The 20,894-nt window shown below is 49.2% G+C and carries 16 protein-coding genes; 5 read left to right on the forward strand and 11 right to left on the reverse strand.

Annotated features, from left to right (window positions below; genetic code table 11):
• Positions 1–22: 22 nt before the first annotated feature.
• A complete protein-coding gene (gene prfA, locus ACDE64_RS21040; RefSeq protein ID WP_411344011.1) occupies positions 23–1,090 on the reverse strand; it encodes a peptide chain release factor 1 in 1,068 nt (355 codons plus the stop codon).
• Positions 1,091–1,536: 446 nt separating this feature from the next.
• Here prfA and ACDE64_RS21045 point away from each other — a divergent pair, with 446 nt between their 5' ends.
• From ACDE64_RS21045 to ACDE64_RS21055, 3 genes are all read left to right on the forward strand, one after another.
• A complete protein-coding gene (locus ACDE64_RS21045) occupies positions 1,537–2,523 on the forward strand; it encodes an aldo/keto reductase (RefSeq protein WP_411348168.1) in 987 nt (328 codons plus the stop codon).
• Positions 2,524–2,985: 462 nt separating this feature from the next.
• Complete coding sequence (locus ACDE64_RS21050; protein ID WP_411348169.1) at positions 2,986–3,948, forward strand: hypothetical protein; 963 nt, start codon at positions 2,986–2,988, stop codon at positions 3,946–3,948.
• A gap of 359 nt (positions 3,949–4,307) precedes the next feature.
• A complete protein-coding gene (locus ACDE64_RS21055; protein ID WP_411348170.1) occupies positions 4,308–4,949 on the forward strand; it encodes a hypothetical protein in 642 nt (213 codons plus the stop codon).
• A gap of 270 nt (positions 4,950–5,219) precedes the next feature.
• On the opposite strand, the gene ychF is transcribed toward ACDE64_RS21055, so the two are convergent.
• From ychF to ACDE64_RS21105, 10 genes are all read right to left on the reverse strand, one after another.
• On the reverse strand, positions 5,220–6,320 hold the full coding sequence (gene ychF, locus ACDE64_RS21060; protein ID WP_411344015.1) for a redox-regulated ATPase YchF: 1,101 nt from the start codon (positions 6,318–6,320) through the stop codon (positions 5,220–5,222).
• A 91-nt stretch (positions 6,321–6,411) separates the two neighbouring features.
• On the reverse strand, positions 6,412–8,154 hold the full coding sequence (locus tag ACDE64_RS21065; protein WP_411348171.1) for a methyl-accepting chemotaxis protein: 1,743 nt from the start codon (positions 8,152–8,154) through the stop codon (positions 6,412–6,414).
• Positions 8,155–8,422: 268 nt separating this feature from the next.
• Positions 8,423–9,484, reverse strand: a complete 1,062-nt coding sequence (gene fni, locus ACDE64_RS21070) for a type 2 isopentenyl-diphosphate Delta-isomerase (protein WP_411348172.1) — start codon at positions 9,482–9,484, stop codon at positions 8,423–8,425.
• A gap of 219 nt (positions 9,485–9,703) precedes the next feature.
• Complete coding sequence (locus ACDE64_RS21075; protein ID WP_411348173.1) at positions 9,704–11,206, reverse strand: phytoene desaturase family protein; 1,503 nt, start codon at positions 11,204–11,206, stop codon at positions 9,704–9,706.
• Complete coding sequence (locus ACDE64_RS21080) at positions 11,203–12,462, reverse strand: glycosyltransferase (protein WP_411348174.1); 1,260 nt, start codon at positions 12,460–12,462, stop codon at positions 11,203–11,205. Before ACDE64_RS21080 ends, ACDE64_RS21075 begins: the two co-directional genes overlap by 4 nt.
• The gene (locus tag ACDE64_RS21085) at positions 12,431–13,168 is read right to left on the reverse strand and encodes a lysophospholipid acyltransferase family protein (protein ID WP_411348175.1); all 738 of its coding nucleotides are present in this window, start codon (positions 13,166–13,168) and stop codon (positions 12,431–12,433) included. The genes ACDE64_RS21080 and ACDE64_RS21085 overlap by 32 nt, the downstream gene beginning before the upstream one ends.
• On the reverse strand, positions 13,152–13,919 hold the full coding sequence (locus tag ACDE64_RS21090; RefSeq protein ID WP_411348176.1) for a carotenoid biosynthesis protein: 768 nt from the start codon (positions 13,917–13,919) through the stop codon (positions 13,152–13,154). The genes ACDE64_RS21085 and ACDE64_RS21090 overlap by 17 nt, the downstream gene beginning before the upstream one ends.
• A gap of 1 nt (position 13,920) precedes the next feature.
• A complete protein-coding gene (locus tag ACDE64_RS21095) occupies positions 13,921–14,802 on the reverse strand; it encodes a phytoene/squalene synthase family protein (RefSeq protein WP_411344022.1) in 882 nt (293 codons plus the stop codon).
• Positions 14,799–16,274 carry a phytoene desaturase family protein gene (locus ACDE64_RS21100; RefSeq protein ID WP_411348177.1) on the reverse strand — a complete coding sequence of 492 codons (1,476 nt, stop codon included), beginning with the start codon at positions 16,272–16,274 and terminating at the stop codon, positions 14,799–14,801. The genes ACDE64_RS21095 and ACDE64_RS21100 overlap by 4 nt, the downstream gene beginning before the upstream one ends.
• Positions 16,271–17,821: a phytoene desaturase family protein gene (locus ACDE64_RS21105; protein ID WP_411348178.1), complete on the reverse strand. Its 1,551-nt coding sequence runs from the start codon at positions 17,819–17,821 to the stop codon at positions 16,271–16,273. Before ACDE64_RS21105 ends, ACDE64_RS21100 begins: the two co-directional genes overlap by 4 nt.
• A 444-nt stretch (positions 17,822–18,265) precedes the next feature.
• Between ACDE64_RS21105 and ACDE64_RS21110 the strand changes: the two genes are divergently transcribed.
• Both ACDE64_RS21110 and ACDE64_RS21115 read left to right on the forward strand, forming a co-directional pair.
• Positions 18,266–20,050: a phospholipase D family protein gene (locus ACDE64_RS21110; RefSeq protein ID WP_411348179.1), complete on the forward strand. Its 1,785-nt coding sequence runs from the start codon at positions 18,266–18,268 to the stop codon at positions 20,048–20,050.
• A gap of 241 nt (positions 20,051–20,291) precedes the next feature.
• On the forward strand, positions 20,292–20,888 hold the full coding sequence (locus ACDE64_RS21115; RefSeq protein ID WP_411348180.1) for a TetR/AcrR family transcriptional regulator: 597 nt from the start codon (positions 20,292–20,294) through the stop codon (positions 20,886–20,888).
• Positions 20,889–20,894: the final 6 nt, after the last annotated feature.

Below are 20,894 nucleotides of genomic sequence, written 5' to 3' on the forward strand. Positions count from 1 at the left end.
CAGAGGCTGTTGTTCTAACACATCAAGCCTCTTTTGCCATCAGGTCTGCCTGCTCTGCTACGGTCAATGCAGATACGATATCTTCGATCTCACCGTTCATGACCTGATCCAGCTTGTGCAGCGTCAAACCGATCCGGTGGTCAGTAACACGGCTTTGCGGAAAATTATACGTCCGAATACGCTCACTGCGATCACCGGTTCCGACTTTGCTTTTCCGCTCACCGGCGTATTTTGCTTCTTCTTCCTGACGCAACATATCCGAGATACGGGCGCGCAGTACTTGAAGGGCTTTTTCCTTGTTGGAGTTCTGGGATTTGCCATCCTGACAAGTCGCCATAATTCCAGTCGGCATATGGGTTACACGTACTGCCGATTTGGTCGTATTGACGGACTGACCGCCCGCACCACTGGAACAGAACGTATCGACGCGAATATCGCGATCATGAATCTCGATATCTAACTCTTCCGCTTCCGGCATAACTGCGACCGTTGACGTCGATGTGTGAATACGTCCGCCGGACTCGGTTGTCGGAATCCGTTGTACACGGTGAGCACCGCTCTCAAATTTCAGCTTGCTGTACGCGCCGCGTCCATTGATCAGGAATGTAACCTCTTTGAATCCGCCAAGGTCGCTGACGTTCGTATCCAGCACTTCCACTTTCCAGCCTTGCGTATCAGCAAAACGGGTGTACATGCGGTACAGATCCGCTGCGAACAATGCCGCTTCATCGCCGCCTGCCGCGCCGCGAATTTCCACGATGACGTTTTTGTCGTCATTCGGGTCTTTGGGCATGAGCAAAATATGAATCTGGTCTTCCAGTTCATCTTTGCGTGAAGACAATTCATCAATTTCCATTTTGACCATCTCGCGCATCTCATCGTCGAGTTTCTCGCCCTGAAGCTGCTTGGCTGCATCCAGTTCTTCAGTCACTTTACGGTATTCGATATATGCTTCATATGTCGGCTGCAAATCCGACTGTTCTTTGGAATAATCGCGCAGACGCTTGGAATCGCTCGCTACGTCTGGATCGCAGAGCAGCTCGCTTAATTTGTCATAACGGTCTGCCAATGCCTGTAAACGGTCTAACACAGGAAACCACCTCTTTAGTATTCATTCGTCTAACAGTTGTTCGCTGCATCGAATATGCCGGTGTAATCCGGGCGGTGTCTCCTGTTACGAAGACGATCGGGCAGCGTATTTTGTTACGATAGCTGGACAATTATGTGCAAAAAAGTTTGCTTTTGAGACAAGTTCATATCTACACAACAAACTTTGTAAAGATAAAAACAAAACCTCAGTTCCAGACAGCATGATGCCAAACAGCGTGAACCTAGACATATGCGGACAAAACATAAGGTTACGACTCTTAATTATAGCACAGAATATACCGCTTTCCTATCCTAAAATCTGCTGTTTTCACTTCATTTTTGGCGAGTAAACTAGGTTTGCTTCTCCTATGTAAGTTTATCTATACTAAGGATGCCGAAAATGACGGTAATCATTGCATTGCACATTCAAAATCAGGAGGTCTTCTCATGGAAAAGATTACACTGGGTCAACAAGGTCTGAGCGTGTCCAGACTTGGATTGGGTTGTATGGGCATGTCGGAATTTTATGCAGGACGGGATGAGCAGGAATCGCTGCGCACGCTGGACATGGCGTTTGACAAGGGCATTACCTTTTACGATACGGCAGATATGTATGGCAGTGGGCATAATGAGGAGTTTATCGGTCCTTTCATTCGTCAGCACCGCGATGAGGTTGTACTTGCTACCAAATTTGGTAATGTGCGCGGAGAAGATGGTTCGTATCAAGGGATCAAAGGCACGCCAGAATATGTGCGGCAAGCCTGCGAGAAAAGTCTGAAGCGACTCGGCGTTGATGTGATCGATCTGTATTACCAGCATCGTGTCGATCCGAATGTGCCAATTGAGGAAACGGTTGGCGCAATGGCAGAGCTGGTGCGTGAAGGCAAGGTTCGTTATCTCGGGCTGTCTGAAGCTGCACCGGAGACGATTCGACGCGCACACGCCGTCTTCCCGATCTCCGCGCTGCAAACAGAATATTCACTCTGGAGCCGCGATGTAGAAGATGAAATTCTGCCACTGTGCCGGGAGCTGGGTATTGGTTTTGTACCGTACAGCCCGCTGGGGCGCGGATTCCTGACTGGGCAGATTCAATCGTTCAACGATCTCGCCGAGGATGACTATCGCCGTTCGTCACCGCGCTTCCAAGGCAATAATTTCCAGAAAAATCTCGATCTGGTGGAGCGCATCAAAGAAATCGCTACTGAGAAAAACTGTCCGCCTTCGCAGCTGGCATTGGCATGGCTACTAGCGCAGGGCAACGATATCGCGCCGATTCCGGGTACGAAGAAGACGAAGTATCTGTTAGAAAATGTCGGCGCAGTGGATATTTCGCTGACGCCAGAGGAATTGCAGCGCATCGATGCCGCTGCTCCTAAAGGCGCCGCTGTCGGTGAGCGATATAACGAAAGCAGCATGAAGACGATCAACTATTGAATATGGTGTTGGTGAACGATTCGTTAAGATGTGGAGTGAGCTAGCATCATGTAGCAAGCTTGAGCAACCTGTTCGTCCATTGTGATGATCATAGGATTGTTGACGATATTGCGAGTATAGAGAGTCATATGTAGTACGCTGAATATAGAGAGTATATGTAGGTACGCTATAGTATGGATGTTGTTATTCAAAAAGCCGATTGCTCGCAGGGAAAGGAGCTTCGGCTTTTTGAGTATACATATGCAGACCGACTTTATAAAAGCAGCCAAGCAACCGATATAGATCATTGCAGTACCTACCGTAAAATGGCATATTTGCCATGGGCATTGGTTATTGGTCATTATTGTTGGATATCAATAAGCAGGTTTGCAGTAGAACGTATTAGAGCAAGGATAGAGATTCAATACTAATCGGTAGTGCAGCAATAGTAAGTATACATAGATATATGGAGGGTATAGAAAAATGTACAGAAAAGCAGCATTCGGACGCGCTAAAATATATGTATTCCATTGGGTAGCCATTCTTTTCATGGCGTTCGTCAGTTACATCCTTTGGAACGTTGCTTTAGAGCAAAGTGGTAGTTGGATTGCATTATGTTTTACGCTCTTGATTATGGTGTCGCTATGGAACAGCTATAGCGGAACTGCACGGGCACGGCATTATCGTCATGGTAAAGGCTTTATGTATTATCGAATGGCGGATTGGCAAATGATGATGCGAGAATGGATCATTGTGCTATTATGGGCAGCCATTTTCATTATCGTGATCTTCAGTCCGTGGAGCGATCTTACGATTATTGGGATAACAGGTGCTATCGCTATGATTGTTTTATTGTATCAACGCTTTATGACATGGGCACGCAGACGTCGACAGCACATGGATCAGCAACTGATTCACGTTCTGAAGCAGCGCAGAATTTTGAATGAGGAGGAGAATGTTACTGCAATTTATGGGAATTTGAAAGTCTCAGCTATGATTACTGATACGGTAGTTACAGGTATCGACGATTTGCATGTATTTCGTCAGCACGATGCAGCATTTATGGCGCTTACTGAACAGGAGTGTATTATCGGGACTCAGCAACCTGGTAAGCTTTTTGTATATACATCCATTCCTTATTCGCGTATTCATCAACTGGCTGTACTGAGCGGCGGAACGTCATATAAAAACAAATCTCAATATGCTCCGGGTATGATTCTGATTGTCGGGGACGAGCAAGCCCGGCAATGCAATGTCAAATTTTCGCTTGCGACGCCGTCTGTGATCCAGCGGTCTATACGTGAATTACTGAATCAGATGGATATGATGCAAGCTGGGATGGATCGTTTGGAACATCCGATAAACCGGACGCATGATGCGTATATACCGTTTGAGCATGCACGGGAAGTGTCGACGTTGGAGACGTATGCGCCCTTTGAGCGGTAAGGAGCGTTAGCACAATGAACCTACTCAATCGAACCCGCAGAGGCGAATGGAAAATCTACCTCATGCATTGGATTATATGTCTGTTTACACTGCCCCTTTGTTATTTTGTATATGATGAAACAGGAAGCGGCTATTCCTTTGCGCTTGTGGTTACGACGACTGCACTTTTCTGGTTATGGCTCCCGCGTATACTGATACTCAATCCGAAAACATCACACTATCGTCCACATCGTGGATTTATATTTTATCGTCTGTCCCCATCGTTTCGAATGGGATATTTTATCGTCTTTTATGTATTGTTTTTGCTGACAACTATTCTATTGTATATTACCAATGCATTACAACGATGGATGCCTATAATGTGTACATTGATTTTGTTGATTTTGCCGTTCTTTTACTGGTTGTTTATCAAATATCATCAAAGACTGTTACGAGAGAATCTAAAGACTGCACAAGTATTAGTAGAAAAAGGGATTCTATCGGTGAATGATGAACTGGTGGCGGCATATAGCAATCTATCCGGGCACCGATATGAAAATGAAGCTTACTCGGATGATGATATTGAAGATTTGCGTCCTGGCGGAATGAACGGCTCATTTACTTCTCCACTTCATTTTCTGGTTCTGACTCCCTTTGAATTGATTATGGGTACACAGCGTCAGGGAGAAGATTTTGCTTTTACAACGATGCTGTTGCAGGACATCAGGCAACTCTATGTATCGACCAATTCCATGAAGCAATTCGACTCCTTCAAAGAGAATAATCAGTTGATTGTAATCGGAAACGGCAACTATCGACAATATCATTTTGAATTTAGCGATGGTATGGGTACGACGATTCGTCCCTTTGTCCAGCAGTTGTTAATCCAGATGGATCACGCTCATCTCCGGCAAAATCCCGGCTTTATTCCATCGATTCGCAAGCATCCTGCTTATGTGCCGTTTGAACAGATTCCGCTCCTGTCTACAACAGACGAAGTGTATTTGCCGTTTATGAAATAAGAAGATACCGTTAGACACGGTATGAATGTTCCAATATGCAATATCAATCATTTAAAAAACCAAAAAAGCCTGATGGATCACGCTACGAAAGGAACTATCCTTATCGTGCTTGTCTCCATCAGGCTTTTTGCTATATACGCTTATGCTAATGCAAAAGTATCAATGCCAATGATCATCTCCGTCATACTACGCATCTTGTATCTAACGATATCCAAAACACGCATTGCATCACATCTGACGATTCTATTCGCATCGTACATCCTACAACATTTATACGTTAAAACGGAAATGCATCACATCGCCGTCTTTGACGATGTACTCTTTGCCTTCCAAACGCAGTTGACCGCGTTCTTTGGCGCCGTTCATCGAACCAGCTCCTACGAGATCATCGTAGCCCACTACTTCTGCACGGATAAATCCGCGTTCGAAGTCGGTGTGGATCACGCCAGCGGCACCCGGCGCTTTGGTTCCTTTGCGAATTGTCCATGCGCGTACTTCCTGCACACCGGCAGTGAAATACGTGTACAGTCCGAGCAGACGGTAAGCCGCTTTGATCAGACGGTTCAAACCGGATTCTTCCAGACCAAGTTCTTCGAGGAACATCGCTTTGTCTTCGTCGTCCAGCTCGGAGATGTCCGCTTCGACTTTGGCACTGATTGGCACAACTTCTGCGTTTTCAGCAGCAGCAAATTCTTTTACTTTGATTACGTAAGGATTGTTGTCGGCATCGGTTACGCCGTCTTCGCTTACGTTCGCTGCATACAAGACCGGCTTCATTGTCAGCAGATGCAGATCGCGGATGATGATTTGCTCATCGTCAGTCAGTTCTACGCTACGTGCAGGCATATCGCTATACAGGGCTTCTTTGATGCGCTCCAGTACTTCGATCTCTTGCGCATATTGCTTGTTGCCGCCCTTCATGTTCTTTTTGGAACGGTCGATCCGTTTGTCGACGCTCTCCAGATCGGCGAGTACCAGCTCCAGATTGATCGTCTGGATATCGCTAATTGGATCGATTTTACCATCAACGTGGGTGATGTTCTCATCTTCAAAACAACGAACAACGTGTACAATCGCGTCGACTTCACGGATATGAGCGAGGAATTTGTTACCCAGTCCTTCGCCTTTGCTCGCGCCGCGTACCAGACCAGCGATATCGACGAATTCGAATGCGGTTGGTACGGTTTTTTTCGGTACAACCAGTTCTGTCAGTTTGTCCAGACGCTCATCCGGTACTTCGACAATACCGACATTTGGATCAATCGTACAAAACGGATAGTTAGCGGATTCTGCGCCCGCTTGTGTAATTGCATTAAAAAGAGTGGATTTACCTACGTTAGGCAATCCGACAATACCAGCTTTCAAAGCCATTTATATGACAACTCCCATATGTTGAATTGGTGACAGGTCTCATCTGAATTTCCACACTATTATATATGACAACCTCAGGTGTGGCAAACGATTAAACGATAAATTTATCCGCCTGACCTTTTAGCTGCCCTGCAAGGTTGTTCAGATCGCCAGAAATGTTACGTAATTCGGAAACAGACTGCTGCTGTTCCAAGGCACTTGCCGCTACTTCTTCGGTCATAGCGGACGTCTGCTCGGTAGTGGCAGCAATATGCGTCAGATGCTCCTCGACTTCGTGGCGGATATGCTGCATACGGTCAGTTTTGTCCGACAGATCGCTGGCAAGACGCTGTACATCCTCAGACACCTGACTGACCTGCTCAAACGATTCCATGCACTCGGCAATTCGCTGTTCCTGCTGCTCTGCCGACGTCAGACTGCGAGCGAATTCAGCATGAATGAGCACAATCTGCTGCACAAATTGTCCCAAAATGCGATCAATCTCACGGATCGATTCGCCAGACTGCTGCGCCAGCTGTCCCATTTCATTGGCAACGACCGCAAAGCCGCGTCCTGCTTCACCGGCACGAGACGCTTCGATGGAAGCGTTCAGCGCCAAAATTTGCGTTTGCTTGACGATGTCCTGTACTTGTCCGCTAATGCCGGAAGCTTGCCGTGATTGCTCTGCCAGTGTATCCGACAGCTGCTGCAATTGCTGCACGCTGCTCACATTGGCTTTGCCCTGCTCTAGCAATAGTTCATGCTCATGCAACACCGTATTGCGTACTGTAGTCAATTGTTGTGCGGTAGCGCCGAATTGATGCACATAGCTACCAATCTCGTCCATGATCTGACCAAGACGCGCGGACTGGTCGACCGATTGTTCCGTTTGCTCTGCCTGCTGGTTCGCACCAGAAGCGATTTCCTGAATAGCACGTGACAATTCCTCTGTCTGACGCAAAGTAGCACCGGATACTTCGCTAATGTGACCAGACGATTGTTGCAGAGTATCCGAGCTATGCTGAATGCTGGAGATCATGTCAGTAATATGAGCGATCATCGCATTGTTCAGATCGCTGATCTCGCCCAGTTGATCGCTAGTAATGCGTTTCGATGCAATGGTCAGATTGCCTTCCGTCACCTGCTCCATGCTATGCTTGATCTCTCCTACTTGACTCAGCGTGCGCCGGATGAAGATCATCGCAACAATCGCTGCCAACAGGACGACAGCTGCGAAGATTGGGATTACTAGCTGATAAGCGGTCGTCAACGTACTCTTGTACACATCACTGACCGTTTTCGCCGGAATATCGATGCCGACATAACCAATCGTCTGACCGCTGCTATCTTGAATCGGAGCAAAGGTAGAGAAAAATTCGCCCCATGTATCATCCGCAACAAGCGGTGTCGTCACAACCTGCCCTGCCAGCACTTGACGATCTACCGCACTGGAGAAGACAAAATCATCACCATATGCGCTGTAATTATCATCATCCCACGGCGCTCCATCGACGGTATAGATCCATTTATCGTCCACATGATTGAACATATACACATACATCGCACCCGTCTGCTCGCGCAGCTTGATCAATTCGTCGCGTAATTCCTTATAACCTGTCGTCTGCTCAGGATCAGACGACGTATTCACCGATTGAATGGCTGCTTGATCTAAACCGGCTGCTGTTTTGGTCGTCAAAATGACATTGTTTTGCTGCAAAGTGGACAGCGAAGATTGCTGAATCAGATGCTGGGTCGTCCACATCGTCAGCAAGCCGATCATCAACAATGGCACTAAAATAATCAAATATAATTTCAGGCGCAATCCTGCCCTGATGCGTCGCTTTGTATTTCTCATGCTGGTTCCTCCCGGGTGCTCATTTCGCTGCAACAGAGAATACGTTCCGTTGTCGCAACATTAACTTTAACCTTCCTATTATCGACGCCTGATCAAGGATTATGTATACTTCCTCGGTAACTTTCACGGAGTTTACCTATTCTCTGAAAATGAATCCGCATACAGGGTAGACAACGATCCAGCATCCATTTTCCAACAGCAAAAAAAGCCCGGACAATGTCCGAGCTTGAGCTTGATCAGAGGATTATTTCGTTATGCATACCATCCCTTAACCGAAATAAGCACCCTTCTCATACAGATGCTTACTCTGCTGAAGGTCTTCAATATTGCGTGCGCCAACACCAAACATCGCAGCAGATAATTCAAACTCAACCTGCGCCAATACCTGTTCCAGCGCTTCGATGGAATCGACTGCTGCACCGAGCAGCGAGCGTCCGAATCCTGCTAGATCGGCACCGAGAGCGATAGCTTTGGCAGCATCCACGCCGTTGTGCAGACCACCGCTACCGATCAGTGGAATCTCTGGCAACGTACGTCGCACATCCACGATGCAATCCGCCGTTGAATTTCCCCAATCGGCAAAAGCTTCCGCTGCCGCGCGTCGCACAGCATCATGGCTGCGGAATTTCTCGACCTGACTCCACGAAGTGCCACCTGCACCCGCCACATCGATAAACGCTATCCCAGCATCCGCCAGTCTGCGTGCTGTTTCACCGTCAATACCCCAGCCGACTTCCTTCACGCCCACTGGCACATCCAGCTCGCTTGCCACCTGCTCCATCCGTGACAACAATCCGGCAAAATTCACATTGCCTTCCGGCTGAAACACTTCCTGCAATGTGTTCAGATGCAGCACCAGCGCACTCGCTTCCGCCAGTTCGACCGCACGACGGCATTGTTCCACACCGAATCCGTAATTCAACTGTACTGCGCCAAGGTTGGCGATCACCGGAATATCCGGCGCTTCCTGACGAATATGAAACGTCGCCGCTAGTTCGTCATGCTCAATCGCCGCGCGTACCGAACCGAGCCCCATCGCCCAGCCACGATGTTGCGCTGCTTGCGCCAGACGGCGATTGATCTGCCCGGTCGCTTCGCTGCCGCCTGTCATGGAGCTGATCAGCAGCGGTGTACGCAATTCCATGCCGAATAGCGATGTTCCCAGCTGCACATCAGCAAAATCCAGTTCTGGCAATGCCTGATGACGGAAACGATATCGTTCGAACCCGGATGTTACGCCTTCGCCGGCGACATTTTCCTCCAGACAGAGGCGGACATGCGCGCTTTTGCGATCCGAAATATGTCCCTCTTCGGGATGATTATGCTTCATAGTTGCTTCCTTCCTTGATCAGGATATGTAGGCAATCGACGTTTGACGCATAGAAACGGACATTTGCATCTTCGTCCCTTGCACTGTTTTCCCGCCAGATCATTTCTCATATGCTTCACTATACCAGCAATTGCGCATATTCCAAACCGTAATGCAAATCTACTCTTACATATGGCATACTTGCGGATCTATCAACTTTGCGATACACAGCATCAGCACTCACCTGTGCGAATGTTCGGCGATGTGACGTGCAACCAGTTGACCGGATAAAGTAACAATCGGCGTGCCACCGCCCGGATGTGTCGTACCGCCTACATACCATAATCCTTGTACATCCTGACTACGATTGCCCGGACGGAAAAAGGTCTGGCGTGCGCCATTGGATGAAATGCCATAAATGGCTCCTTTGTGCGCATACGTATCCCGCTGAATATCCGCTGGCGTATAATGCTGCCATACCTCCGCCTGACGAATGCCGGTCAATCCATACTGTTCCAGCATACCGGCAATCCTTTGTCCATATGCGTGTTGCTGCTCCTGCCAGTTCCAGCTGTTCGACGTGTACGGCGCATTGGCAAGAATGAACAGATTGCTGCCACCCGCCGGTGCCATCTCCGGTTCAGAATATCCCGAATGACAAATGTACAGCGTCGGATCTGCCGGTGCCGTACGTTGCGTGAAAATATGCTGAAACTCCGGCTCGTACTGCTCCGGGAAAAATACCGTGTGATGCAGCAGCTGATCATATCGCTGCGGCACCCCTGCCAGCGTGACAAAACCGGACAACGATGGCTCATAGCTGTCAATTCGCCGATCACTGAGCGATGGACGCTGCTCCGGTTCTAATAGCATACGGCTCGTACTAAGCACATCGCCATTAACGATCACCAGCGGCGCTTCATAATGACCACGATTGGTATCCACACCAGTCACCTTGCCAGACGTAGTTAGAATCCGGTTCACTTCGGTTCCGGTCTGGATATGTATGCCTAGCTCCAATGCCAGCTGTTCCATGCCGCGAATAATCTGATGCGTTCCGCCTTGGACACCGTATACTCCATCGTTCGCCTCCACATGCGCCAGCATCGCAAAGATCGCTGGTGCCGCATAAGGCGATGCGCCCACATAAGTCGCATAACGACCGAACATTTTCAGCGTATGTGGATGGTTGAAATATCGCTGTAGCAGCTGTTGCAGCGTCGTCAGCGGACGCACACGCAGTAAACTTTTCCCCATTGCTGGCGTCAGCTTATCCTTCCACGACAATAGCAATGTATTCAGAAAACGCGAATCCGCCTCACGATACAGCGCCTGTGCTTCCTGTAAAAAGCGCTTGTACTGCATGGCATCCTGCGGGCTGAACGCAGCAATCTGCTGCGCGGTCACATCCGCATCCCGGCTCAAATCGACAACATGCCCGTCGGCAAACACATTGCGAGTACGCGGCTCCAATTCATACAACTGCACATACTCATCCATAGAACGCCCCGCCTGTTCAAACACACTGCGGAACACATGCGGCATCGTAATCGTGCTCGGTCCACGGTCAAAATGGTATCCATTGATCTCCACCGCTTGTAGCTTACCGCCAATCGTCGGCTGCTTCTCCAATATCGTGACTTCATAGCCGCGCGTAGCTAGTCCAATCGCGCACGATAATCCGCCAAAGCCGGCTCCGATAACGATAACCTTGCGTTGACCAGAAGATGTATTGATATTCATCCGTACGTCCTGCCTTTCCAGCTGTATCCTTTGCCATTCAGACTGCTGATCCATGAATCCAGTAAAATCAGGATCATACCTATCGCACCTAGCGGCATCAGCACACCCATCCAGAACGGCTTGCCGCTGAATTGATCGATGATGCCTTTCGTAATCATTCCAATCAGTACCGCAGCCGCAGCCCAACCTACAATAACCGGTTGCAATGTGACGATACCAACAAGCAATGATACGAGCGGCAGTAGAAATAAAAGTGTATATATCCCGACAATACCGAGTACCAGCCAAGCATTGCGCCCAGTACCGACAAAGATATTTTTCTTATACCCTTCCCATACTTGCGCTGCATTCCGATACATGCGAGCGGACGTATGACGATGTACATCCGCCAGCGTCACCGGATCACCTACCGATTTGACGGCTTTGGCAAGTTCCATATCTTCCACAATATGATTGAAAATATGCTCATGCCCACCTGTGCGTGCATAACTGTCTCGATGAATCATCAGCCATGCCCCCGTGACCGCTAGAAAAAAGGGCTTTGGACTGCGACGCACCATTATGATCGGTAGATGATACCCGATAATAAACGCCATCATCGGCACAATAATCCGCTCCAACCACGTTTCGGTATCCATACGTGGAAAGCCGCTGATCAGACCCGTTCCCTGCGAGCGTGCAGTGACCATCGCCGCTTCCAATGCTTCTCGTTCCAAGCGTACATCGGCATCGATAAACAGCCACCATTCGCCCTGTGCATGCTTGGATAGCTGATGACAGGCGTATGATTTGCCCATCCATTCCTCTGGTAGCGGTTTTCCCTGAAATAGCCGGATACGATCATCAATCTGCATCAGCGCCTTAATCTCCTGCTCTGTACCGTCTTCGGAATGATCGTTAATAACTAGAATTTCCAGCCGAATCGTATCCGTCCGACAATTCAGCACCGATTGCAGACATTCGCGAATATTCACTTCTTCATTGCGCGCCGGAATCAAGACTGACAGCAGCGGCAATTCACTATTGTTGCTATGTTGCATTGCGTTTATAGACGTATGCAACTGACTGTTCATGCGCAACTCGGATGGTTCGGGATATATCCGCTCCCATGATTGTCGTTGCACCGTATCGCCAAGCCGCGGCATTTGCCGTATATTCCAGATCGTAAACACCAGCTGCAATCCCAACACGATGATAATCATTTGCAACAGCAATTCCATAAACTCACCTTTTTCTCCACTGGCGGTATTGGTCATATCGGTCATCGGTCGAGCGGCGGGGCGGAATCAAGTTCCGTTCATCCGCCATATTGCCATCCTGCCGAATCATCTGATCGCGATGCCAGTTCAGCTGCGAGGTCAGATGTTCTTCTAGCAATGCTGAACATTCAGCAGAACGTAAATTTTGCCAGTCTTCGCGCAGCGGTTCGCCAACATGTAGCGACACCTGCAAGCGCGCATGCTGAAACAATCCGTAATACAGCGTCACCGGAATGACCGGAGTATGTACAGGTGCTTGCCGCAACAACAAATGAATACCCGGGCGAAAGCCCAGCGGTCTTGTATCCAGATGCTTCATCTCCCCTTGCGGGAAAATCCACACCCGACCGCCATTTTGCAGTAGTTGCCCGCCATAACGCATCGATTGCCGAATGTCACCCGGGCTACTTTTATCAATCGAGAATGCACCCAATTTCCCAAAAAAAGCATACCGCTTCAATTGTCGCTCTTCCATCATCACATAATGATCCGCATGCGACGTCTGCCGAAACGCATGATATAGCAACAGTCCATCCCACCACGAACTATGATTCATAATATAAATCGCCGGCTGCCCAGCAGGAATCACATCCAATCCATGACCACTCATCGCAAACGATTGAAACTGACGGCGTAGCAAATAACGATCATTGTACAATCTGAATATACGATCAAATCCAGCCGATTTACGCGCGGCGATCATAACGGTAACTCCCTTCCGCCAGCAATATACCTACCAGCGCAAAAATGACCGATCCGGTAATGCCATGCTGCCATGCCAGCAACCCGAACATAAGCAGAATCGCCTGATACAACCAGACCGCCTGTCGTCTAATACGCCGCGATAATGTCAGCAACGGAATACTCAGCGACAGCACACCGCCAACGACGAACCATGCGATAAAATTGCTCCACGGTACGCCGTAAAAGCCACCGCTACCACCCCAATGCCAGAAACCGCGTGCATGTGCGACCGGATCAAGTACCAGATCAAGAATAATAATCCATACCCCAACCAGACATGCGCGTACCACTTTTCCCATCCAGCCGTGTAACCCACGTACACTGGATAACAGAATCCCGCCTGTCACTACCGCAATCCAAGCAAAGCCAAGCGTCCACGGCACCCCCCAGATCAGCGCACCTAACGTATTGCTGTACGCATATTGTCCAAACGGCCAACCGGTATGTACACCAAGCCATTCCAGCGCCATGCCGCCCAGCCACATGAGCGCAGCGGCAGACACCAGATGTCGCATCGAGATTACGTTTGCATGACTGACTGACCGGTCGGACAGTGAGGTTTGCACCGTGCTTTTACGAACGAGCGACAGCGCGTATAAGGCATAAAACACGAGAAACAGTCCATTGGAAACATCCAGTACCTTTGGTACACCGATCGTCAGCAGTAATCCTGCTCCGATCACATACCAGACCCAGAATACCCATGCCATCCTACGAAACCGCCGGACGGTTCAGCATATCCATATTCACATCATGACGCTGGGCAATGCCGATCAGCATCATCACCTTCTGCTCATCGCTCACAATCGCGCGCTGTGTAAACACGTCATATCGATTGTCCCGAATGACATCCATAATGCCTGCATAGAACGTCGCCGCAAGTTCCACCGTAAAGGCGCTGCGCTCTGGATATTCGTCCAGATCACCCAATCCGGTAGCGAACCACTGCTCTGCCAGCAGACGCAACTCTTCCATCATGTTTTCAAAATTGGCATTGATCACGCCATCTTCCAATTCCTGCTCCGTATACCCATGTCGCGCCATCAACTCCAGCGGAATATAACGACGACCGCGACGGCTATCTTCGCCAATGTCGCGCATGATGTTAACGATCTGCATCCCTTTGCCAAGTGCAATGCCGGAATGGCGAATCAGCTCGCTATGCTCGCCTTTTAGTACAGGCAATAACATCTCGCCTACTGTACCAGCGACCAGATAACAATAATGCTCCAGCTCGCGCATCGTGGAATACCGAGTAAAGGTCAGATCATACGTCTGCCCATCCATTTGCCGCTGAAACGGCGCTTTGGACAATGCCGGAAACTCGTGGAACAACCAGCGCAGCGAAGGCCAGATAAAATGTCCATCTGCCAGCTCCAACGCCGCAAACTTCGATTGCAATTCACGAATGCTATACGGCGATTGCTCCGGCTCATCCACACTGTCATCAATTAAACGACAAAAGGCATAGATGACATGCACCGCTTCCTTTTGCGGACTCGGCAGCCAGCTAAATGCGTAATAAAACGATGATGAACCCTGACGAATCATCTCTTCGCAGTTTTTCAGATCCATTTCGGTTGCGTATTTCAAATTCCCAACTCCTTTAACATTTGCTGTGCCGCCATTCGTGCGCCCTGCATGACAATCGGTACGCCGCCGCCCGGATGAACGGAAGCACCTGCCGCATACAGACGACGAATGGTCGGAAATGGACGTGGCTGCGGTCGATATACACCGGACTGTCGGATAATCGGGGCAATACCGAAGCTGCCACCACCGTACAATCCGCTTTGCAAAGCGTCTGCTGGCGTACGTACCTTCATCCAATCGATCGAAGCACCAAGACCATGCCAACCGCGCTGCTCTACCGTATTCAATACTTGCTCCACCAGCGCCCCTGTATCCTGCTCCCAAGCGATGCCTTCTGCATCCGTTACTGGAATCAGGAAGTACAATGCGCTGCGTCCGGGTGGAGCTGCTTGATCATCCAGTGCTGTCGGATTGAACACGTACACTGACGGATGCGTCGGCAATTGCCGCTGTCCGAATGTCTGACGCAAACTTTGATTCAGATCATCTGGCAAAAAGAACTGATGGGTCAGCTGATCGTCCCAACGCCGATTGGTGCCTGCATAGATCAGCACACAACCAGATGACGGTTGAAACGGACGGCGACGTGGCTTGAGCTGCGGATGTGCATGCTCCAGCAGTCGGTCGATAGATGGAAAATCGCCATTGAACAACACGCTGTCAAACGACAATCGCTCCCCGTCGGCTTGTACGCCGATACATACACCGTTGCGTACTTCCAGACGCTCCACCGGACAATTGGGCTGAATCGTCACACCGCGATGATGCAGCTCCTCGCCGAGAATTTGCGGCAGTGCGCCATATCCACCTTTGAGCATCCAGATACCAAAAGCATGTTCCGCATATGGCAGCATCGTGTACAGCCCCGGCGACTTTTCGGGAATGCCGCCAATATACAAACTTTGCAGCGAATACGCTTCACGCAGACGCGGATTACGGAAATACAAGCCAGCAGCACTGCTCAGATTCCGATACGCACGCAGACTGCGCATCAAGCCTAGATTACTGCGCGAGAAGAACGAACCTGCATTCGGAAAATCACGCTCCAAAAACGAAGCCTGTCCCCGCGAGAATAACGGCGTCATATCACGCATAAAGCGCTGAAATCCAGCACCCTCGCCGGGAAATAGTCGTTCGATCTCCGCCGCCTGCTGCTCTGTGCCGCGATGCTTGGTCATCACACGTCCATCCGTATAATGAATCCGGTACAGCGGATCACATTCCAGCAATGGCAGTCGGTCACGGCTAATACCCGCTTCTTCCATAATACCGTGCAACATCTCTGGCAGCAGCACAATCGTCGGTCCCTGATCAATCTGCATACCATCCTGCTCTTCAAAAGCAATGCGACCACCCAGCCGATTGCTTTGCTCAAAGATCGTCACGTCCGCGCCGCGCTGACTGAGCAGCAATGCCGTTGTCAGCCCGCCGATTCCGCCGCCCACGATGGCGACCTTTTTACGACGGCTCATGACGGCTCCGCTCCGGCAAGCACGTTTGCGGCATCCTGCGAATGGCTATGGGTGACGCCATCCTGTTTGAAGATCAACGCCGTGCTAATACGCGCTGATTCGAAGATAGTCGGCAAACCGCTGCCCGGATGCGTACCACCACCGACGAGCCATACATTGTCTACTTCCTCAAACTGATTGTGCGGACGAAATGCCATCATTTGCCCCAGATTATGCGTTAGATTGAACACAGCGCCCTGATACACATCAAGCTGCTGCTCCCAATCGAGCGGTGTGAACAATGTCAGCTGCTCAATCCGGCTACGCAATCCTTGCAATTGCGGAATCTGCTCAGCACGGTTCAGCATCTGCTCCTTCACATCTTCGCGCTTGGCTTCCCAGTCTGTTTCGCCGCTCAGATTCGGAGTCGGCATGAGCAGATATAACGCCGATTTGCCCGCAGGTGCCAGCGTAGGATCAAGCCGTGACGGATTATGCACGTACAGAGATGGATCGTCCGACAGCGTCTTAAACTTGGTTACTTCGTCGACGTATTGATGATAATCGTCCGAGAAATGTACGGAATGATGATCCAGATCTACCTCGCCATCAATGCCCAAGTACAGCATCGCAGCGGAGCAAGAATACGTCTTGGCAGCGACTTTCTCCGGCGCATACTTGCGTAATACACCCGGCTCGAACAATCGATTCATCGCCGTCGCAAAGTCGGCATTGATCACTACATGATCCGCCATCACCCGCTGTCCATCATCTAATAATACGCCAGTTGTCTTGCCATTCTCGGTCAGCACACGATGTACGCCCGTATTGGTATGTACGCGTCCACCATGTTCGGAGATCACCTTTGCCATCGCTTCGAATACAGCATGTACGCCACCTTCGGGATGGAACAAACCGTAGCGATGCTCCAAATACGACAAAATGGTAAATGTACCCGGACAATCCCATGCCGACATGCCCAGATATTTGGACTGGAACGTAAATGCCTGCTTCAATCGCTCATCGGTAAAATACTTAGATAAGCGTCCGTACACCGTATCATGCAGATGCAGCTTCGGTAGCGCACGAATGACATCTGCACGCGCATAATCCAGCAAACCTGCAAATGGACGGCGCAGCAGCGGCATGACCTTTTCCAGCTTCACATCTTCCTCTTCCAAATAGCGATAATATCCGTCTTCATTACCGGGAAACAGCGCTGCAATCTGCGCTGCGGTATCCTCGCGATTGCGCGAAGGCTTGAACACGGTATCGCCAAAATGCAAGCTGTATAGCGGCGTCAGTTCTTGCATGTTTACATAATGATGAAGCGAACGACCCGATAGACTGAACAATTCTTCAATGAGATGCGGCATCATCAAAAAAGTCGCCCCACGGTCAAATCGGTAATCGCCGAGTTCCAGCCTGCCAGATCGTCCACCGACTACAGGCTGCTTCTCGAATACATCCACCTCGTACCCGTGACTCGCCAGCAACATCGCTGCCGCAAGTCCGCCCGGTCCTGCTCCGACGATAACTGCTTTGCGGGTAGATTGAGTCGCTTTCATGACATTCCCCTTTGTTCCGAATTAAGATCCTTTGGTAAGGTGCGTAAAAAAGATAAAATTGCAACCATTTACCCATACGCTATATATAAACAATTAACACCCCGTTTGAACACCCTGTCTGTTAGGCTGTCACACATATTCCACAATTGTTATCTGTCGTCTTGCCGTGCTGTAGGCGCGAACAATTGTTTATACAAGTATTTGCTCTGTTTATCATCCTTTTGCTCCCTTTTTGATGTCCGTATTCTTCGTACAGAAGTCTATATTCATCATACCACTCATCTGTGTTGTAGCTTACTGTCTATCTCCTGCACCAAATGATCTGCTTACGATGTAGCAGTTGCGTCAAAGATACGGCTTTGTTGTTATATGGTTAGATAGGATGGATATGCACGGATTCCTTTGCATTGCCACCCCCTTATATTGAAAGGAGTCTATATCCACATGAGCGCATTTTCGGAAAATACTTCCCCCGTGCACAGTTCACGTTCCAGCCGTCATACTAACAAACCGAAGCAGCGTAACGGCTGGCGACTCTCGACTGTCCGCATCTTACTCGGTCTATTGGTGCTATGGCTGATCGCCGTCATGGTCTACCAGACCAACAAACCGCTACCAGCGGGCGTCTCGTATGAGAGTCCCGTTTACAGTGTGGATCATGTGAATTTCTATTATGACCTCACCTATCCCGCCGCCGGATCAGGCGACCGATTTACCCAGAAACGGCATATTTACGATCGTGTGCTGAAGATGATTGACGAAGCGAATCAGTACGTCGTTATCGATATGTTCCTGTTCAACAACTATGTACATAACGGTCAGAAGTACCCGTCCCTCAGTGAAGGGCTGGCAAATAAGCTGATCCAGCGCAAGCAGGAAAAGCCGGATATGCAAATGGTGTTCATTACTGATGAAGTGAATACCGATTACAACTCCACTCCTAATCCATTGCTGGAACAATTAAAGCAAGCAGGCATCAGCGTCGTTATGACCGATGTTGATCCGCTGCGTGATTCTACGCCTGTGTACTCGGCGGTATGGCGTACCTTTTTCCAATGGTTCGGTCAAGCAGGCAAAGGTACGATTCCGAACGCTATGGCAACATCCGGTCCAGATATGACTTTCCGCTCGTATTTGAAGCTGATGAATGTCAAAGCCAATCACCGTAAAGCGATCATCACTGACAACAGCGCGATGGTATCGACTGGCAATATTCACGATGCCAGTGCATACAACTCGAATGTCGCATTTGAAGTACAAGGTCCCATCATCGGCGAATTGCTCAAAGCCGAGCAAGCGGTCGTTAATCTATCCGGCAGTACTATAACATTGCCAACGTACGATGACAGCACCGCAACCGCCGATAATCAAGGTACAGGCGACACTGTAGATCCTGCTTCTGCATCATCAGTCTCTGCATCGTCGACTGCCACCGCTCAAACCGCATCAACTTCGAGTAACACAACCAACACTGTCCATACTGCATCTAGTGGCTCAAGTAACGCCGCATCCGGCTCTACCAACGGTAGCAGTACTGGTCAAAATGGAAGTACGCTTGATCCGTCAACTGGCGGCTCTGGCGATACTAGTGACGGCGGTAGCATCACATCGACCGACTCTACCGGCAGCGGTCCGATTCAGCTGCGTTATATGACTGAAGGCAAAGTGTACGACCGCCTGCTGGAAGCGATCCGTTCTACCGAGAAAGGTGATACGCTCTGGATGGGCATGTTCTATCTCGCTGACAAACAGGTAACGAGCGAGCTACTGAGTGCATCGCAGCGCGGCGTCAATATCCAGCTCATTCTTGACCCGAACCAGAATGCATTTGGACAGGATAAGATTGGGATTCCAAACCGTCCGGTCGCTGCCGAACTAAACGATGAATCCGGCGGCAAAATCGGTATTCGCTGGTACAATACGACTGACGAACAATATCATACGAAGCTGATGTACATCGATTCCGCCAACAGTGATGATCTAATCATCGGCGGCTCGTCCAACTTCACGCCGCGTAACCTCAAAGATTATAATCTGGAAAATGACTTCTGGATTTCCGCTCCGGGCGACGAGCCATTAATGCGTGAGGTAAACAGCTATTTCAATATGCTGTGGAACAACGATGGCGAACAGTATACCGTTCCGCTTAGCGACTATCAGGAAGATACAACATGGCTCAAAGACATCGCGTATCGCTTACAGCTCATTCTTGGCTTTACGACATTTTGATATTTTGGCGATTACTTTGATATTATGCTCTAGCAATCTTGGTAGGCGTCAAACAGTACCATCGTAAGATTCACTCTTTATCTTTATGTTCAATTCATATCAAAACAAAAGCAGGCTCTCCTACAAGCACGATGTAGCAGAGCCTGCTTTTTTGATGTCACTATGTATTTTGTATATCTGTTTGACATCTCAAATTTGTGGTGATACTATTTTAACTAACGACCGTTAGGTAGGTGATATTGTGAATGTAAAAAGTCAATTGCTCAATATCGGCTTGTCCCATTTTGCTCGCGATGGATACGAAGGAGCTTCCCTTGCAAAGATTGCCGCTGAAGCTGGTATTAAGAAGCCATCGATCTACGCGCATTTTGATAGCAAAGCCGATCTATTTTACAAAGTTCTAAAACGAGCGGCACGTGTACAGCAGCATTCCATTATGCGCTATATATTGGAGCATCGGCAGGATACGTTGGAGCAACAGTTGCATGGACTGCTGCATCATATTTTGCAGCTGTATCATACCGACGATACAATCAAATTCGTCGTACGCATGTCCTTTTTTCCGCCGCAGGCATTGGAACAACAAGTATTTCCGTTAATCTACAATATGCTGGATGAGCTGGAACGCCATCTGATCAAGCTATTTCAATATCAATTGCAGCAGGAGCAGGATACGTTGCAGCTCATCGTATCAGTAGAACAAGCGGCACGCGCGTATATGACCTGCGCCGATGGTATCGTCATTGAAGTGTTGTATGGACAGGATCAGCGCTCCATCCAGCGACTTGATACGATCTGGCCGATCTACTGGCGCGGCATTATCGACAAGTCTGAATAGACGCAT

The sequence above is a fragment of the Paenibacillus sp. WLX2291 genome, from assembly GCF_046603665.1.
In the GTDB taxonomy this organism is placed as follows: domain Bacteria; phylum Bacillota; class Bacilli; order Paenibacillales; family Paenibacillaceae; genus Saccharibacillus.